Annotated in this window: 15 protein-coding genes and 1 pseudogene; 3 read left to right on the top strand and 13 right to left on the bottom strand. The window is 66.1% G+C overall.

Annotated features, from left to right (window positions below; genetic code table 11):
- The first annotated feature begins 6 nt into the window (after window positions 1-6).
- Window positions 7-645: a nitrous oxide reductase accessory protein NosL gene (locus Q0105_RS13150; RefSeq protein WP_298212495.1), complete on the top strand. Its 639-nt coding sequence runs from the start codon at window positions 7-9 to the stop codon at window positions 643-645.
- Between the two features lie 88 nt (window positions 646-733).
- Here Q0105_RS13150 and Q0105_RS13145 read toward each other — a convergent pair whose 3' ends face one another.
- From Q0105_RS13145 to Q0105_RS13135, 3 genes are all read right to left on the bottom strand, one after another.
- Complete coding sequence (locus Q0105_RS13145) at window positions 734-2233, bottom strand: DEAD/DEAH box helicase (RefSeq protein WP_298212494.1); 1500 nt, start codon at window positions 2231-2233, stop codon at window positions 734-736.
- Between the two features lie 160 nt (window positions 2234-2393).
- The gene (locus Q0105_RS13140) at window positions 2394-4598 is read right to left on the bottom strand and encodes a SulP family inorganic anion transporter (RefSeq protein ID WP_298212492.1); all 2205 of its coding nucleotides are present in this window, start codon (window positions 4596-4598) and stop codon (window positions 2394-2396) included.
- A 41-nt stretch (window positions 4599-4639) separates the two neighbouring features.
- Window positions 4640-5530 (bottom strand): neutral zinc metallopeptidase, encoded by an 891-nt coding sequence (locus Q0105_RS13135; protein ID WP_298212489.1) that lies wholly within the window; start codon window positions 5528-5530, stop codon window positions 4640-4642.
- A gap of 106 nt (window positions 5531-5636) precedes the next feature.
- On the opposite strand from Q0105_RS13135, the gene pcp reads away from it, so the two are divergent.
- Complete coding sequence (gene pcp, locus Q0105_RS13130; RefSeq protein ID WP_298212487.1) at window positions 5637-6311, top strand: pyroglutamyl-peptidase I; 675 nt, start codon at window positions 5637-5639, stop codon at window positions 6309-6311.
- Between the two features lie 55 nt (window positions 6312-6366).
- On the top strand, window positions 6367-7311 hold the full coding sequence (locus Q0105_RS13125) for a delta(1)-pyrroline-2-carboxylate reductase family protein (protein ID WP_298212485.1): 945 nt from the start codon (window positions 6367-6369) through the stop codon (window positions 7309-7311).
- Window positions 7312-7313: 2 nt separating this feature from the next.
- On the opposite strand, the gene Q0105_RS13120 is transcribed toward Q0105_RS13125, so the two are convergent.
- The 10 genes and pseudogenes from Q0105_RS13120 to Q0105_RS13075 all read right to left on the bottom strand — a co-directional run.
- Window positions 7314-7598 carry a hypothetical protein gene (locus Q0105_RS13120; protein WP_298212483.1) on the bottom strand — a complete coding sequence of 95 codons (285 nt, stop codon included), beginning with the start codon at window positions 7596-7598 and terminating at the stop codon, window positions 7314-7316.
- Window positions 7599-7844: 246 nt separating this feature from the next.
- A complete protein-coding gene (gene dcd, locus Q0105_RS13115) occupies window positions 7845-8417 on the bottom strand; it encodes a dCTP deaminase (protein WP_008907297.1) in 573 nt (190 codons plus the stop codon).
- A gap of 81 nt (window positions 8418-8498) precedes the next feature.
- Window positions 8499-9809: a guanine deaminase gene (gene guaD / locus Q0105_RS13110; protein WP_298212481.1), complete on the bottom strand. Its 1311-nt coding sequence runs from the start codon at window positions 9807-9809 to the stop codon at window positions 8499-8501.
- Between the two features lie 71 nt (window positions 9810-9880).
- Complete coding sequence (locus tag Q0105_RS13105; RefSeq protein ID WP_298212479.1) at window positions 9881-10981, bottom strand: BMP family ABC transporter substrate-binding protein; 1101 nt, start codon at window positions 10979-10981, stop codon at window positions 9881-9883.
- Window positions 10982-11197: 216 nt separating this feature from the next.
- Window positions 11198-12250: an adenosine deaminase gene (locus Q0105_RS13100; protein ID WP_298212477.1), complete on the bottom strand. Its 1053-nt coding sequence runs from the start codon at window positions 12248-12250 to the stop codon at window positions 11198-11200.
- Between the two features lie 166 nt (window positions 12251-12416).
- Window positions 12417-12956 (bottom strand): hypothetical protein, encoded by a 540-nt coding sequence (locus tag Q0105_RS13095; RefSeq protein ID WP_298212475.1) that lies wholly within the window; start codon window positions 12954-12956, stop codon window positions 12417-12419.
- Between the two features lie 192 nt (window positions 12957-13148).
- Window positions 13149-14315, bottom strand: coding sequence for a BMP family ABC transporter substrate-binding protein (locus Q0105_RS13090; protein ID WP_298212473.1), 1167 nt, complete (start codon window positions 14313-14315; stop codon window positions 13149-13151).
- A gap of 111 nt (window positions 14316-14426) precedes the next feature.
- The gene (locus tag Q0105_RS13085; protein WP_298212470.1) at window positions 14427-15347 is read right to left on the bottom strand and encodes an ABC transporter permease; all 921 of its coding nucleotides are present in this window, start codon (window positions 15345-15347) and stop codon (window positions 14427-14429) included.
- Window positions 15347-16417: an ABC transporter permease gene (locus tag Q0105_RS13080; RefSeq protein ID WP_298212468.1), complete on the bottom strand. Its 1071-nt coding sequence runs from the start codon at window positions 16415-16417 to the stop codon at window positions 15347-15349. Before Q0105_RS13080 ends, Q0105_RS13085 begins: the two co-directional genes overlap by 1 nt.
- Window positions 16410-16627, bottom strand: a pseudogene (locus Q0105_RS13075) (ABC transporter ATP-binding protein); the annotation flags it as partial. The pseudogene Q0105_RS13075 and the gene Q0105_RS13080, both read right to left, overlap by 8 nt.

The following is a 16627-nucleotide window of genomic DNA, read 5'->3' as shown; positions in this document are numbered from 1 at the left end:
CACCCCATGCCCCAGATAACGCACACCCGGCGCGCCGCGCTCACGGCCCTGGTGCTGGGCGCTGCGGGCCTTGCGGCATGGCAGTGGCCGCAACAGCCCGATTCGCCTGGCAATGCCGCCCTGGAAGGCGTTGGCGACGATGTGTGCGTGGTGGCACCCGCCACGCCTTACGACCCGGCCTCTGGCTTGCCCCTGGCAGCTGCGCGCGAGGTGCCCGCCGACGCACGCTGCCCCGTGTGTGGCATGTACCCGGCCCGCGCACGCGGCTGGGCAGCACAGGTCATTTTTGCAGAGGGGGATGCGCACTTTTTTGACTCGCCGCTGAGCCTGATGCTCTACCTGGGCAACGTGGCGCACTACACGCGGGGCCGCACGGCCGAGGACATCGTGGCCCGCTACGTGACCGACACCAACACGGGTGCGTGGCTGGACGCGCTGCAGGCGGTGTATGTGTCTGGTTCTTCCGCCATGGGGCCGATGCGGGCGGGCAACCTGCCGGCCTTTGCCGACATGGCGGCAGCGCAGCAGTTTGCGCAGCAACGGGGAGGCGTCGCCCTCGCGTTCGGTGCCATCGACGCGCCTTTGCTGCAGGCGCTGGCCCCAAACCTGCGTGCCGATCACAGCCTGCATGCAGGCCAGCACTGACTATTTGCTATTAAAAATATAGCTGCCAGCGCTTGATAAACAAGCGCCAGGGGCCAAAAAGCCTTTAAAAAAAGGTCGGCGTTGCTGCTTACTGCGCCGAGGTTTCTGGCTGGGCGGCCTTGAACAGCGCGGCCACCTTGCGTTTGGGCTTGATGTTGGCCGACACGCTGCTGCGCGGCGCCGATTTGGCGGCTTCCCACGCGGGGGCAGTGTCGGTGGCCACGTTGGCCTCGTAGGGCTTCTCGAAGAAGGGGTCGCGCGAGACGACGGCCGGGCGGAAGCCCCCCCGGTGTGGTTCGCGCGATTCGCGAGATTCGCGGCCGCCCCGGTAGTCGCGCTCGCGTTCACGGCGCGGGCCGGACGAGATGGCATCGCGCCCATCGCCGGTCTCACCCGCCTCGCGCCAGGCGCGGCGGCCATCGTTGATGCGGCCACGGGGTTGGTCTTCGTCGTACTCGACGGCTTCGAGGTCGATCTTCTTCTTGATCAGCTTCTCGATATCGGCCACCAGGCGCGTGTCGCTGCCCGACACCAGCGTGACGGCCAGGCCCGAGGCCCCGGCACGGCCCGTGCGGCCGATGCGGTGCACATAGTCTTCGGCGTTGAACGGCACGTCGAAGTTGAACACCGCCGGCACGTCCTTGATGTCAAGGCCACGCGCGGCCACGTCAGTACACACCAGCAGATCGACTTCGCCCTTCTTGAAGGCTTCCAGGGCCTTCAGGCGCTCGTCCTGGCTCTTGTCGCCATGCAACGCGGCGGTCTTGAGGCCTTCGCGCTCCAGGCTGCGCGCCAGGCGGGCGCAACCGAGCTTGCTGTTCACGAAGATGAAGGCCTGCTTGATGCCACGGGTCTTGAGCACCTGGTGGATGGCGCGGCGCTTGTCGTCGTCACCCGCGCTGTAGAAGCGCTGCTCCACCGTGGAGGCCGTCTCGTTGGGGCGGGCCACTTCGATGGTGATGGGGTTTTGCAGGTAGCTGCTGGCCAGGCGCTTGATCTCGGGCGAGAAGGTGGCGCTGAACAAGAGCGTGGTGCGCTGCTTGGGCAGGTAAGAGAGGATGCGCTGCAGGTCGGGCAAGAAGCCGATGTCCAGCATGCGGTCGGCCTCGTCGAGCACCACGTATTCGACCTGGTTGAGTACCGCGTTCTTGGCTTCGATGTGGTCCAGCAGGCGGCCCGGCGTGGCCACCAGCACTTCAACGCCTTTTTTCAGCTCCAGGGTCTGGGGCTTCATGTCCATGCCGCCAAACACCACGGTGCTGCGCAGCTTGGTGTGTTTGGCATACAGCGCGATCTGCTGGGCGACCTGGTCGGCCAGTTCGCGCGTGGGCAGCAGCACCAGGGCGCGTACGGGGTGGCGCGCGGGCGAGGTGGAGCTGTTCTCATGCTTGAGCAGGCGCTGCAGCAGGGGCAGCGAGAAGGCTGCTGTCTTGCCGGTGCCGGTCTGAGCGGCGCCCATCACGTCTTGCCCCGTGAGCACCACCGGAATGGCCTGCTCCTGGATGGGTGTCATGGACTCGTAGCCCATTTCGGCCACGGCGCGCGCCAGCGGCTCGGCCAGCGATAGATTGGAAAAGGAACTTGTCATTTAGCCCTCTATTGTCGCACCGGTAGCCAAAAAAGCCACTTTTGGCAATGCTGCTACTACGGTGAGACGAGAGCTTTTGCGATTTTTGACGCCATTTACTATGCTTTTGATAGCTGCTAGCGCATATTAATCAAGCGCTACAGGCTATTTTTATCAAAATCTACTCCAACACCACCCGCAATTGCCGCGTGGTGACCGCCAGGCGCCTCGCCCCAATCTGGGCGAGGTTATTCATCACCGTGAGCGCAGCTTCGGGGTATTGCCGGGCCCAGGCGTCAAAGTGCGCGCGCGACAGCCGCACCAGGTGCGCGGAGCCTCGCTCGGCCCCGGCGCAGGCGCTGCGGGCGGCGCCGCTCAAGAACGCCATCTCGCCAAAGGCCATGCCCGGCCCCACCGTGGCCAGGCGCAGCCCTTTGTCGGGCGGCCACAGGGTCACCAGGGTGATGTGGCCCGACTTCACCACCAGCAGGTCGCGCTCGGTGTCGCCAGCGCGGAACACCACCCCGTGGGCAGGCACGTCCATCGGCTCCAGCAGGGCCAGCAGCGCCTCGGCGGCCGCGCGGGGCACGCCCTCGCCGATCTCGCCCAGCAGGTCGCGCTCGGGGTGCGCGGGGCGCTGCTCGATGGGGCGCTGCGACAGGATGCCCGCCTCGGCCCATTCGAGCGCGCGGTCCAGGTCGGCAAAAGCGCGCACATGTTCGCCCGCGTGTTCGGCGGCCATGGGGTCGAGCCCAGCCACAGCGGCGGCAATGCCCTGCTGGTCCAGGTCGCGCACCAGCGCCCGCAGCTGCGCCAGCGCCGTGCTGTCCCAGGCGGGCACGCGGCCCGCGTCCAGAATCACCCAGCGGTGGCGCGGCTGCAGCAGCATGCGCACCTGCTCGGCCAAGTGGGCCGCCACGCCGAACGACATCACGCCCTGCAGCTCGAACACCGCCACCTGGTTCATGCGCGGCGACAGCCAGGTATCCGACCCGGCCCGGCGCAAGCGCCGCGAGCGCAGCTCGCCATCCAGCCGCACATGGCGCAGCACCTTGGCGGCCGAGTCGTGCAGCAGCACGAAGGTGGCCACCACCAGGCCCGCCACCAGAGCGCCCACGCCACCCATCACCGCAAACACCAGCGCCACCAGCCAGCTTTGCGCCCAGGTCACGCGCGAGCTGCGTGCGTAACGCAGCGACCACATGAGGCCCGGCACCTGCATCAGCCCCGCCAGCACCAGCCCGCCCGCCAGGCAGGCCATGGGCACCCAGTGCAGCCACCATGCCCCCGTGACGGCCACGCCCAGCATGATGGCGGCGTGCCAGCGCGGCGCGCTCGCCAATGCACTGCGCGAGGCGCCCACCTGCGCCAGCACGATGCGCGAGCGCGAGGCGCTGGTCGATGCCGGGATCATGCCCGCCAGGCCACACAACACGCCCAGCAGGCTTTCGCGGCGCAGGGCCTGGTTGGGGTTGCCGCGCAGGCCGTGGTCCAACTCCAGCTCCTGGTTGAAGACCAAAATCTCCAGGCTGTTGACCAGCGCCATCAAAAGCGCCAGCACCACCAGGGCCGGCCCCTGCTGCCGGGCCAGGTCCACCCAGGGGATATCCGTCCAGTCGGGCAGCAGGGGCCAGGCAAAGTCGCTCTGCGGCGCCGCCGGTGCAAACACCGTGCCCAGCCCGCCCCCCCACAGCCCCGCCAAGGCCACCGCCAGCGCCACCAGCACCACGGCGGTGAGCAAGCCCGGCATGCGCGGCCAGCGCCGCCGCAGCCCCCAGGCCAGGCCCACCACCGCCAGCGCCGCCAGCGCCTGCCAGAGCGTGCGTGTATCCCACGGCGCAGCCGCCCCCGCGCCAAAGCCGTTGCGCACCTGGCCCAGCACCATCGACAGCCCCACGCCCGCTGCAAAACCATGCGTGACCGAGATGGGCAAAAACCGCGCCACCGACGCCAACCGCAGCACCCCCAGCAGCCACTGGAAAACAAAGGCCAGGGCCACGGTGGCGCCGCTCACGGCCAGCACCTGCCGCGCGCTCAGGCCCAGTGCGGGCGCCGCGTGGTGGGCTGTGGCCAGCACCGCCGCAAACAGCAGCGCCACCACCGTGGTGGGCGCATACACCACCCCGGCACGGGGCGCCAGCAAGGTGAGCAGCAGCCCCGGCAGCGCCGCCGACCACAGGGCCAGCGCCGCCAATGAATAGTCGCCCGCCAGCGGTGCAAAGGCGAGCAGCCCCAGCCCCACGGCGTGGGGCACGGTGACCGCCGCCGCCGACCAGGCTGCTGCCGCCCCCGATGGCTGGGGTTCAGGCGAATCCGCCGCCGCGCCCGATCGGCTTTCCGCCGAGCCCTGGCGTGTGGTGTGGGTCAGGGGCACGGCTGAAGACATGAACGGCAGCCTTCAAAATCCATGCGGCCCGTGGCGACGATCTACAGGCTGCGCGCAGCGAAGGTGTCGCAAGCCTTCACGCTGCCGTTCTGCAACCCGTTGTGAAACCAGCGCTGGCGCTGGGCGCTGGTGCCGTGGGTGAAGCTGTCTGGCACCACCGCGCCCCCCTGGGCGCGCTGCAGGGCATCGTCGCCAATTTTGGCGGCGGCGTTCATGGCTTCTTCCACGTCGCCCTGCTCCAGAATTTTGCGGGCGCTCTGCGCGTGGTGGGCCCACACGCCCGCAAAACAGTCGGCCTGCAGCTCCAGCCGCACCGACAGTGCGTTGTATTCCGTCTTGCTCACGCGGCCGCGCATCTGGTCCACCTTGTCGCTGATACCCAACTGGTTCTGCACGTGGTGGCCCACCTCATGGGCGATCACATAAGCCTGGGCAAAGTCGCCGGGGGCGCCCAGGCGGTTTTTCAGGGTTTCATAGAAGCCCAGGTCGATGTAGACCTTCTGGTCGGCGGGGCAATAAAACGGGCCCATCGCCGCCTGGCCGGTGCCGCAGGCGGTAGGCGTCATGCCCCGGAACAGCACCAGGCGCGGCTCCTGGTAACGGCCGCCCCCTTCGCGGAACACCTGCGTCCACACGTCCTCGGTGTCGGCCAGCACGGTGCTGACGAAGCGGGCCATGGTGTCGTCCGCTGGCGGGCGCTGTGCCGGGCCTTGCTGTTGCTGCTGCACCTGCGCAGGCTGGCCGCCACCGCTGAGCAGCCCCAAAATTGTAAGCGGATTGATACCCAGCACCCAACCGCCCACCAGGGCGATCACGATGGTGCCGATGCCAATGCCACGCCCGCCAAAAACCGGCGATCCGCCACCACCACCGCCGCCGTCACCGCGGCGGTCTTCCACATTGTCGGATTCGCGATTGCCTTCCCATTTCATCGTGTATCTCCAGCGCCCTCCTTCGGGTGGAGAGCCAAGGCTGGATATTAGCCGCGCAAACCCTGTTGCAGCGAATTACGATGTGGCGCGAACTGCCCCTATTACTATGGTTAACGATAGCCCCCACCTCACACCCCGCCCCGAGCGGGTGATTTTGCTCACGGGCTTTGACCCGTTTGGCGGCGATCCGCTCAACCCCAGCTGGTTCATTGCGCAGGCGCTGCACGGCCAGCGCATTGCAGGCCACGTGGTGGTGGCCGCGCAGTTGCCCACGGTGTTCGGGCAGTCGCTGCAGCAGCTCGCGGCGCTGGTGCACGGCTTGCAGCCCGCGCTGACCGTATGCCTGGGCCTGGCGGGCGGGCGCGGCGGGCTGTCGATGGAGCGCATCGGCATCAACATCGACGATGCGCGCATCCCCGACAACATCGGCGCGCAGCCCATCGACACCCCCGTGGCGGCCGACGGGCCTGCCGCCTACTTCGCCAGCCTGCCCGTCAAGGCCATGCTGCGCGCCGTGCAGCGCGCGGGCGTGCCCTGCGAGGTCTCGCAAACAGCGGGCACCTTTGTCTGCAACCACGTGCTCTACGGCCTGCTGCACCTGCTGGCGCAGGGTGCAGGCCCAGCCGGGGCACGCGGCGGCTTTGTGCATGTGCCCTGGCTCACTGGGCAGGGCACGCCCCACCTGCCGCTGCGCGACATGGTGCGTGGCGTGCATGCCGCGCTGTGGGCGGCAGTGCTGGCACCGCAGGACATTGCCTTGCAGGCAGGCGCCATTCATTGAAATGGAAGTGAGACACACCCTGCTTTGCCGTGGGCGGGCTGTGTAAAGTCAGGCCATGACTTCCACACCTCTTTCTTCCCACACCGCAGACACGCTGGACGCAGCGGCCACGGCGGCGCGGTTGCCTTGGTCCGCGCTGGCCGATGAGATCGCCCAGTTGCTGCGCGACGACAACACCGTGTCGGTGCCAGCCCGCAGCGTGCTGCCGCTGGCGCAGGGCGGCAGCCTGTTCGTGATGCCCGCCACCGACCGCAGCGTGGCCATGACCAAGCTCATCACCTTCACCCCCGGCAACGCAGGCACCGGGCGCCCATCGATCCAGGGCGACGTGGTGGTGTTCGACATCGCCACGGGCGAGCGCCGCCTGGTGCTGGACGGCCCTACGGTCACCGCCCGGCGCACCGCCGCCGTCTCGCTGCTGGCGGCCCGGCATCTGGCACAGGTGCCACAAGGCCCCTTGCTCATCGTCGGCGCCGGGGTGCAGGGCCTGGCCCATGCCGAGGCCTTTGTGCATGGGCTGGGCGTGCAGGAAGTCTGGATCACCTCACGCAGCGCCGCCAGCGCCGAAGCCCTGGCCGCCCAGGTGCGCACCCTGGGTGCCCAGGCGCAGGTGGTGGCCGATGCCGACGCCGCCCTGCCCCACTGCCCGCTGGTTGCGGTTTGCACCACCGCCAGCGCCCTGGTGCTGAGCGCCACGCCCAGGCCGGATGCCTTCATTGCCGCCGTGGGCGCCTTCACCCCCGCCATGGCCGAACTGGCGCCTGCGCTGTGCCAGCATGTGGCGCAGCACGGCACCATCGTGGTGGACACTGAGGATGCAGAGCACGAAGCGGGCGACCTGTTGCAGGCCGGGATCGCCGTGCCGGGCCTGCCGGTGCTGCGGGACGTGGTACGCGGCCCGTGGACGCCCCGCGCCCCGGCGGGGCCCGTGCTCTTCAAGAGCTGCGGCTGGGCGGGGTGGGATCTGGCCGCCGCGCGGCTGGCGCTGCGCCAGCCCTAGCCCTAGCCCTGCGCCGGTGACTTGAAGTAAGGCAGCAACTGGGCGGCCAGCCGGTGCAGGTCGCTGTTTTCCACCTTGCACGCCAGCGCCAGTTGCTCCAGCGCGTACGGGCGGTGGCCCAGCATCATGGACATGTTCACGCAGTGGCCGCTGGCGGCCATCTTCAGCGCAAAGGCATTGAGCAGCTCACAGGGCCAGTAGCTTGGCTCCGCCCCGCCGACAGAATCCACGGCGGGCTCGGAACACAATGCCTTGGCAGGAGCAGTAGGTGCAGCAAAGGTCATCATGGCGAGACTCCATCCAGCCACCGGAACATCCGGGGCATGGACTTCATGCTAAAAAATCCGCGCTGGCTTGCCATTCAGCCAAAGGACTAAGGCGGCGTAGGACGAGGCCCACGGGGCCAGGCGCCCACAAGCGTCCGCGTTCAAGCAATCCATCCAGGCCGTTCTGGCCAAGCTTGTCGAAGCCCGGCACCGCACTTCGGCAAGCTCGCGTGAACGGTGGTTGTACGTGTTGAAGACCCTTTGGCCTCACGCCTTGGGCAGCGTCACGCCCACCTGGCCCTGGTACTTGCCGCCCCGGTCGCGGTAGCTGACCTCGCACACGTCGTCCTTGTCGCTCTCGAAGAACAGCACCTGCGCGCAGCCTTCGCCCGCGTAGATGCGCGCGGGCAGCGGCGTGGTGTTGGAGAACTCCAGCGTCACATAACCTTCCCACTCGGGCTCAAAAGGCGTGACGTTGACGATGATGCCGCAGCGCGCGTAGGTGCTCTTGCCCAGGCAGATGGTGAGCACGTTGCGCGGGATGCGGAAATACTCCACGGTGCGGGCCAGCGCAAAGCTGTTGGGCGGGATGATGCAGCTATCTCCCTCGAAATCGACGAAGCTCTTTTCGTCGAAATTCTTGGGGTCCACCACCGTGCTGTGGATGTTGGTGAACACCTTGAACTCAGGCGCGCAGCGGATGTCGTAGCCGTAGCTGCTGGTGCCGTAGCTGATGATCTTCTTGCCCTCGGCCTCACGCACCTGGCCAGGCTCGAAAGGCTCGATCATGCCGTGCTCGGCCGCCATGCGGCGGATCCATTTGTCGCTCTTGATGCTCATAGCAAAACTCCCTGCGCTGTGGCCCCGGCAGTCGGAGAGCCCCGGAGCGCTATCAAATACATAGCTTATTGCGCTTGAGGATCAAGCGCGAGGGCCGTATTTTGCTTGAGAAATCACGGTTTGCTCCACCACGCGGTCGTCGCCCAGTACGATCAGCGCAAACAATAGCTCGTCCAGGCTGTGGGCCTGCCGGGTTTTGCGCGCGAGCAGCGGGGTGGCTTCCGGGTTGAGCACCACAAAATCGGCCTCGCAGCCCGGCTGCAGGTTGCCCACCACACCCGCCAGACCGAGCGCCTTGGCCGCGCCCGCCGTGTGTTGCCACCACAGCCGCTGGGGCGACAGGCTCAGGCCCTGCTTGCTCTGCCTACCTTCGACAGTGGTGCGCCCCACGTAGTAGGCCGCCAGCATGGTGTGAAAGGGGCTGAAACTGGTGCCGCCGCCCACGTCGCTGGCCAGGCCATAGCCAAAACCCACGCGGTCGGCACCCACATAGTCGAAAAAGCCGCTGCCCAGGAACAGGTTGCTGGTGGGGCTGACGGCGGCCGTGGCGCCGGTGTCGCGCATCAGCGCGCGGTCGTCGTCGTCGAAATGGATGCAGTGCGCATACACCGCCCGCTCGCGCATCAGGCCGAAGTCGTCGTACACAGCCAGGTAGCTGCGCGAGGCGGGGAACAGCTCGCACGCCCAGCGGATCTCGTCCAGGTTCTCGGCCACATGCGACTGGATCCAGGTATCGGGGTAGCGTGCGGCCAGCTCGCCCGCGCCGCGCAACTGCGCGTCGGTGCTGGTGGGCGCAAAACGCGGGGTGATGGCATAACCCAGGCGGTCCACGCCGTGCCAGCGCTTGATCAGCGCTTCGGTGTCGATCAGGCTTTGCTCTGTCTCGTCGCGCACGCCGTCGGGCGAGTGGCGGTCTTGCAGCACCTTGCCGGTGATGAGGCGCATGTGCTGGCGCTGCGCCTCGGTAAACAAGGCATCCGCCGACGCGGGGTGCGAGGTGGAAAACGCCAGCGCCGTGGTCACGCCGTTGCGCAGCAGCTCGGCCACGAAGAACTGGGCCACCTGCTCGCTGTAGTCCGGGGCCGCAAAGCGCTTTTCGTGGGGAAAGGTGTAGTTTTCGAGCCAGGGCAGCAGGCCGTCGGCGGGCGAGCCGATCACGTCGGTCTGGGGGTAGTGGATATGCATGTCCACAAACCCCGGCGCGATGATGCGGCCCGACAGGTGCGTGACCGGCGCGTCCGCAAACCCCGGTGCCAGCGTCTGCCAGGCGCCTGCGGCCAGCACGCGCTGGCGGCCCTGGGCATCGGGGCCCACGGCCAGCAGGCCATCTTCGTCATACAGGGCGCTGCCATCGTCGGCAAAGCGCAAAAGGGCGGAGCGGTAAATGTGCATGGCCGCTAGCTTAGCGACAGGGGCCGGCGTCTGCATACGGCCTGCGCCATAGTGGCTATGGCGCGCGGCGGTCAGCGCGCCAACTTGCCCACCACGCCCTCCACCAGCCAGTTCATGGGCAGGATCTGCGCATCGGTCAGCGCCTGGCCGGGGGCGATCCGCTCCTGCCCCTCGTTGTCGCGCACCGCCGTCCTGCCCGCGCGAAACGGCTGCAACCGGCCCGCACCAATGGCTTTTTGCGCGGCCAGCACCTCCTGCTGCACGGCGGCGGGCACCTTGGGGCCAAAGTCGCCCACGCGGATCATGCCCTCACGCACGCCGCCCCAAAGGTTGGCGCTTTTCCAGCGGCCGCTCTGCACGGCCCGCACACGCTCGGTGTAGTAAGCGCCCCACTGGTGCGTCACGGCCACGATCTGGGCGTCCGGCCCGGTCTTGCGCATGTCCGAGTGGTAGGCCACGGCCATCTTGCCGCGCTCCTGCGCCGCTGCCATCACAGCGGTGGAACCGGTGTGGAACGCGATCACGTCCGCGTCCTGGTTGAACAGCACCATGGCGGCGTCCCGCTCCTTGGGCGGGTCGAACCACACGTTGATCCACACCACCTTGACCGTGGCCTTGGGGTTGACCGAGCGCATGCCCAGCGTGAAGGCATTGATGCCCTGGAGCACCTCGGGAATGGGGAACCCCGCCACAAACCCGGCCACACCCGTCTTGCTCATGCGGCCCGCAGCAATGCCTGCCAGATAGCGGCCTTCGTAGTAGCGCGCATTGGCCGTGGCCACGTTGGGCGTGGTCTTGTAGCCGGTGATCGACTCGAATTTGACGTTGGGATAGTCCTGCGCCACCTTGAGCGTGGGCTCCATGTAGCCAAAACTGGGCGTGAAGATGATCTGGTGCCCAGTGGCGGCCAGGTCGCGGATCACGCGCTCGGCATCCGCCCCCTCGGCCACGTTCTCGACGAAGGTGGTTTTCACCTGCGGGCCCAGCGCCGCCTCCACGGCCCTGCGGCCTTCTTCGTGCTGGCGCGTCCAGCCCGCTTCGGTGATGGGCGAGACATAAACAAACCCGGCCTTGACGGGCTCGGCAGCGCTGCCTTGGGGCGACGCGGTCTGTGAAAAAGCGGGGGAGAAAAAACAAGCGGCCACGAGCGTGGCTGCGAGGTTTTTATACATGGTGTTCCTCTACATGGTCCCGAAAACAGAAAAAACAAAAGGCTGCCGGGACAGCAGCCTTTCGCGGGCATTTTACCGTGGCCAGTGCGGGTGGATACGGATTCGCATTCGATCCATCAGAACCGTTCGGGCTGAGCTTGTCGAAGCGCTGCGAGAGGCTTCGACAAGCTCAGCCCGAACGGGTTTCCATATTTTTGAGTGAGCGCCCGCCTCAAATCAATAGTCGTGCTCCACGCAAGCCTCAAAGGTCTCCTTGAGCTTGTGCTCCCACACCCGCTTGTCGGCATTGCCCGCAAAACTCGCTTCGAAGCTATTGAACGCCAGTTGGTACGCCTGCTTGGCCGTCATGCCGGTGGCGGCAAACACCTGGGTGAAGTTCTCGTTGATATAGCCGCCAAAGTAGGCCGGGTCGTCAGAATTGACCGTGGCGGCGAGCCCTGCATCCAGCAGTTTGCCCAGGTTGTGGTCCGCCAGGTTGGGGAACACGCACAGCTTCTGGTTGGACAACGGGCACACGGTGAGCGCAATGCGGTCCTGCGCCAGGCGCTGCATCAGCGCGGCATCGTGCACGGCCTGTACGCCATGGTCGATGCGCTCGACCTTGAGCACGTCGAGCGCGCTCCAGATGTAGGCGGGTGGCCCCTCCTCGCCCGCATGGGCCACCAGGTGCAAGCCCAGTTCGCGGCAGCGCGCAAACACGCGTGCGAACTTCTCGGGCGGGTTGCCCACCTCGCTGGAGTCGAGCCCCACGCCCACGATCTTGCCGAGCAGCGGCTCCGCCTGCTCCAGGGTTTCAAACGCAGACTCTTCGCTCAGATGGCGCAGGAAACACAGGATCAATGTGGCGCTGATACCCAGCTCGGCGCGCGCATCCTCGCAGGCGCGGTGCAGGCCGTTGATCACGGTCTCCATGGCCACGCCACGCGCGGTGTGGGTCTGCGGGTCAAAAAAGAGTTCGGCATGCAGCACGTTGTCGGCCGCAGCGCGCACCAGGTAAGCGCGCGCCATGTCGTAGAAATCCTGCTCATGCAGCAGCACACTGGCGCCTGCGTAGTAGATGTCGAGAAAACTCTGCAGGTTGGTGAACGCATAGGCGCTGCGCAGCGCCTCCACACTGGCATAGGGCAGCGCAAGGCCGTTGCGCTGTGCCAGGGCAAAGATCAGCTCGGGCTCCAGCGAGCCTTCGATGTGGATATGCAGCTCGGCCTTGGGCATGGCGCGCAGCAGTTCGGGCAGGCGTTCGGCGGAGATGGGTGGGACTTTGAACATGGCAGTCTGGCCTCTCTCTTTTTTGTGGGGATGGGCCACATCATGCACTGGCGCGGCACCAACGAAAAGGGCCGCTGAAAGCGGCCCAAAGGTGGGTCAATAACCCGTCGAATGTATCTGGCCGGTCCGATACAAATCAGCCGCTCTGCGCGACGGATCTGAGGCATCAGCCTTTGGCCACCCGGGTTGCTGTAAGTTCGGCCGTTTTCCGCCAGCTCTTGCCATCATCAAGGCTCGTAGAACTTTCCCATGAGAACGATTCGGGTCTGATGTTGAAGAAACGAATCCTGGTGTTTACCAAGTCGCCAGTGGGTGTTTTAGCCTTCGCGTCGAGGAGCATTTCGCCATTCTTGGCCACGCCATGCCATTCGGTGGGCACGGACGGCTGCAAAGCCTGCAATCCGGCAAGCTCCCAGCGATTCGTGACCTCTGAGTACGTGCGCAGAGTGACGAACGAAGACACGGCTTGGCCTGCAGGCCCCAGCGCCTGGAAGTTGTCCATGATCATGCGGCCGCCGTTCAATGCAACGGCACTCCACAAGGCCCTGTACTTGAACAGCAAGGCCCCGTCCTCCCGGAATCGGAGCGCATCAACGCCCCAATCTCCGATCAGGAAGTCAAATTGCCTGGATTCCTCGACAGGGTCCTTGATGTACCGAAGCACTTCGGGAGGAATCTGAGGCACAGGGGCTTGGGTTTCGGTCATGAGGCTGAATTCGTTGTTGCCAGACAGGACAAGGCCCAAAGGCCTACGCTTTGAATACTACCCCACCCAAACCCGAGCCCCGCCCACGCCCGACCCGCCACCATCGCGTGCGGTGCCACGGCTTGACCCCCTCGCGCCGCCCAAAACAAAAAGGGCCGCACGAAGGCGGCCCTCTGTCACAGCGGTGCTGGCTTACTTCTTGTCGCCGCCAGGGATCTTGCCTTCCACGCCCTTGACGTAGAAGTTGATGCCACCGAGGAACTTGTCGTCGGCCACGGCGTCTTTTTCCAGCACAGGCTTGCCGTCCTGGCCGACGATGGGGCCCTTCCAGATCTGGAACGTGCCGTCAGCCAGGCCCTTCTTCACGGCTTCGACCTTGGCCTTGGTGTCGGCAGGCACGTCTTCGGCGATGGAGACGAGGTCAATCGCGCCTTCCTTCACGCCCCACCAGCTTTGGCCGGTGCTCCAGGTGCCTTCCAGCGCATCCTTGGTGGCCTTGATGTAGTAAGGGCCCCAGTTGATCACGGCCGATGCCAGGTGGGCCTTGGGGCCGTAGGCGGTCATGTCCGAATCCCAGCCGAAGGCGCGCTTGCCCTTTTCTTGCGCCGTCTTCAGCACGGCGGGCGAGTCGGTGTTCTGGAACAGCACGTCGGCGCCGCCATTGATCAGGCTGGTGGCGGCTTCGGTTTCCTTGGGTGGGCTGAACCATTCGTTCACCCAGACCACCTTGGTCTTGATCTTGGGGTTGACCGACTGTGCACCCAGCGTGAAGCTGTTGATGTTGCGGATCACTTCAGGGATCGGCACCGAGCCGACCACGCCCAGGGTGTTGGACTTGGTCATGGCACCGGCGATCACGCCCGCCATGTACGCGCCTTCGTAGGTGCGGCTGTCGTAGGTGCGCACGTTGTCGGCGGTTTTGTAGCCGGTGGCGTGCTCGAACTTCACGTCCTTGAAGTCGGGGGCGATCTTCTGGATGGATTCCATGTAGCCGAAGGTCGTGCCGAAGATCAGCTTGTTGCCCTGGCCAGCCATGTCGCGCAGCACACGCTCGGCGTCGGCGGACTCGGGCACGCTTTCCACGAAGCTCGTCACGACCTTGTCGCCGAACTCCTTCTCGATGGCCTTGCGGCCGTTGTCGTGCGCGAACGACCAGCCGCCGTCGCCCACGGGGCCGACATAGGCAAAGGCGATCTTCAGTGGCTCGGGCTTGGGTGCTGGTGCTTCTGCTGCGGGTGCCGGTGCAGGCGCGGGGGCCGGTGCCGGTTCTTCCTTCTTGCCGCAACCCACGAGGGCGGCAGCAGCCACGGCGGAGAGCGCTGCCACCTTGAGCAGGGAGCGTTTCTGCAGATCAGTCATGTCGGTTTCCTTATTGAAGAAGTAAGACTTGCAAGGGTTGAGGGACGAAAACACTAATTATGGGGTGATCTACCACCGGGTAACCAGCAATTCCTTGGACACGGCGGTTATTCACGAACCCGGATAAAACGGTTTACCCAGCGATGCGGGCATGTTGATGCGTATCCACGCCGGGTTGCGCGAGATCAGCGCCAGCACCACGATGGTGGCCACATACGGCAGCATGCTCAGCAACTGGCTGGCCACCTGCACGCCCGTGGCCTGCAAATGGAACTGCAGCATGGTCACGCCACCAAACAGGTAAGCACCAAGCAACACCCGTGCCGGGCGCCAGGTGGCAAAGGTGGTGAGCGCCAGCGCGATCCAGCCGCGCCCGGCCACCATGCCCTCGACCCACAGCGGGGTATAGACCGTGGAGATGTAGGCACCGGCCAGCCCGCACAGGGCCCCCCCGGCCACCACCGCAGCCAGGCGAATGCGCCGTACCGGGTAACCCAGCGCGTGGGCCGACTCGGGCGATTCGCCCACCGAGCGCAGCACCAGGCCAGCGCGCGAGCGGTACAAGAACCAGATCAGCCCCACAACCAGCAACATGGTGAGGTACACCAGCGGGTGCTGCTGGAACAGCGCGGGCCCCAGCAGCGGCACGTCGCCCAGCACAGGAATCGCGTACTTGGGCAGCTCAGGCAGCTTGGCCTGCACGTAGCTGATGCCCGCAAAGGCCGAAAAGCCCACGCCGAACAGACTGAGCGCGAGCCCAGTGGCGTACTGGTTGGTGTTGAGCCAGATCACCAGCACACCAAAGATGGCGGCCAGCACGGCGCCTGCGGCCATGCCCGCCGCAAAGCCCAGCCAGGTGTTGCCCGTGTGCACCACGGTGGCAAAACCGGCGATGGCTGCGCAGAGCATCATGCCCTCGGCCCCCAGGTTGACGATGCCCGCCTTTTCGTTGATGAGCAGGCCCAGGGCCGCGATGGCCAGAACGGTGCCCGCGCTCAGCGTGGCGCCGATGAGGAGTGCGTAGGATTCCATCACTTGCCTCCTTTTGATGCCACCCAGCGGATGCGGTAGGCGATCAATGTGTCACACGCCAGCAGCGTGAACAGCAGCAGCCCCTGGAACACGCCCGTGAGCGACTTGGGCAGCCCCAGGCGCGACTGCGCCAGCTCGCCGCCGATATAAAACATGCTCATGAGAATGGCCGAGAGAATCATGCCCACCGGGTGCAGCCGCCCCACAAAGGCCACGATGATGGCCGCAAAACCGTAGCCCGCAGGCACATAAGGCGTGAGCTGGCCGATGGGCCCCGCTACCTCCAGCGCGCCCGCCAGGCCCGCCGCGCCGCCCGAGATGAGCAGCGCAGTCCACAACGCGCGGCGCGACGAAAAGCCCGCATAACGCGCCGCCGCCGGTGCCAGGCCGCCCACCTGCTGGGCAAAACCAGCGCGGGTGCGGAACAAAAACACCCACAGCGCACCCGCCCCAGCCAGCGCCAGCAACAGGCCGATGGACATGCGCGAGCCCTGCATCAGGCGCGGGATCTGGGTAACCTTCTCGAAGGTTTTGGTCTGCGGAAAGTTGTAGCCCTGGGGGTCTTTCCACGGCCCGTAGACCAGATAGCCCAGCACCAGCGTGGCCACATAAACAAGCATCAGGCTCACCAAAATTTCATTGGCGTTGAACTTGTCGCGCAGCAGGGCTGTGAGCCCCGCCCATGCCATGCCGCCCAGCACGCCCGCGAGCAGGATGGCGGGCACGATCCACGGGCCGGTGGTCTTGTCGGCCAGCAGCGCCACGCCGCCCGCCACTACGGCGCCGATGACAAACTGGCCTTCGGCGCCGATGTTCCATACGTTGGAGCGAAAGCACACGGCCAGCCCCAGCGCAATCAGCAAAAGCGGAGTGGCCTTGACCATGAGTTCGCCAATGGCATAGGGCGTTTTGACGGGCTCCCAGAAGAAGACCTGCAGCCCGCGCACCGGGTCTTTGCCCAGCGCGATGAACAATGCCACGCCAATCAGCACCGTGAAGGCCAGCGCCAGCAGGGGCGAGCCATAGGTCCAGAGCCTGGACGCCTGGGGACGCGGTTCCAGCTTAAGCATGCTGCACCTCCCCGGCCTGGGCCTGTTGTTGTTGCTGCTGCTGTTGATGCTGCTGCGCCAGGTGGGCCTGCACATCGGCATGCCACAGACCGCTCATCCATTCGCCAATGCGTTCCACCGTGGCTTCGGCACGCGGCACGGAAGGCGAAAGGTGGCCCTTGGCCACCACATGCAGCCGGTCGCAGATTTCAAACAATTCGTCCAGCTCCT

Origin of the sequence: Acidovorax sp., assembly GCF_027492855.1 — a bacterium.
In the GTDB taxonomy this organism is placed as follows: domain Bacteria; phylum Pseudomonadota; class Gammaproteobacteria; order Burkholderiales; family Burkholderiaceae_C; genus Acidovorax.
The sequence above is the reverse complement of the archived record's forward strand: the minus strand, read 5'-3'. Positions and strand labels throughout refer to the sequence as shown.

Coding starts and splice junctions, on each gene's coding strand:
- pcp (WP_298212487.1), top strand. CDS start 5,637: ATGGTTAACGATAGCCCCCACCTCACACCCCGCCCCGAGCGGGTGATT.
- Q0105_RS13095 (WP_298212475.1), bottom strand. CDS start 12,956: ATGACCGAAACCCAAGCCCCTGTGCCTCAGATTCCTCCCGAAGTGCTT.
- Q0105_RS13080 (WP_298212468.1), bottom strand. CDS start 16,417: ATGCTTAAGCTGGAACCGCGTCCCCAGGCGTCCAGGCTCTGGACCTAT.
- Q0105_RS13085 (WP_298212470.1), bottom strand. CDS start 15,347: ATGGAATCCTACGCACTCCTCATCGGCGCCACGCTGAGCGCGGGCACC.
- Q0105_RS13150 (WP_298212495.1), top strand. CDS start 7: ATGCCCCAGATAACGCACACCCGGCGCGCCGCGCTCACGGCCCTGGTG.
- Q0105_RS13140 (WP_298212492.1), bottom strand. CDS start 4,598: ATGTCTTCAGCCGTGCCCCTGACCCACACCACACGCCAGGGCTCGGCG.
- Q0105_RS13135 (WP_298212489.1), bottom strand. CDS start 5,530: ATGAAATGGGAAGGCAATCGCGAATCCGACAATGTGGAAGACCGCCGC.
- Q0105_RS13090 (WP_298212473.1), bottom strand. CDS start 14,315: ATGACTGATCTGCAGAAACGCTCCCTGCTCAAGGTGGCAGCGCTCTCC.
- Q0105_RS13100 (WP_298212477.1), bottom strand. CDS start 12,250: ATGTTCAAAGTCCCACCCATCTCCGCCGAACGCCTGCCCGAACTGCTG.
- guaD (WP_298212481.1), bottom strand. CDS start 9,809: ATGCACATTTACCGCTCCGCCCTTTTGCGCTTTGCCGACGATGGCAGC.
- dcd (WP_008907297.1), bottom strand. CDS start 8,417: ATGAGCATCAAGAGCGACAAATGGATCCGCCGCATGGCGGCCGAGCAC.
- Q0105_RS13145 (WP_298212494.1), bottom strand. CDS start 2,233: ATGACAAGTTCCTTTTCCAATCTATCGCTGGCCGAGCCGCTGGCGCGC.
- Q0105_RS13125 (WP_298212485.1), top strand. CDS start 6,367: ATGACTTCCACACCTCTTTCTTCCCACACCGCAGACACGCTGGACGCA.
- Q0105_RS13120 (WP_298212483.1), bottom strand. CDS start 7,598: ATGATGACCTTTGCTGCACCTACTGCTCCTGCCAAGGCATTGTGTTCC.
- Q0105_RS13105 (WP_298212479.1), bottom strand. CDS start 10,981: ATGTATAAAAACCTCGCAGCCACGCTCGTGGCCGCTTGTTTTTTCTCC.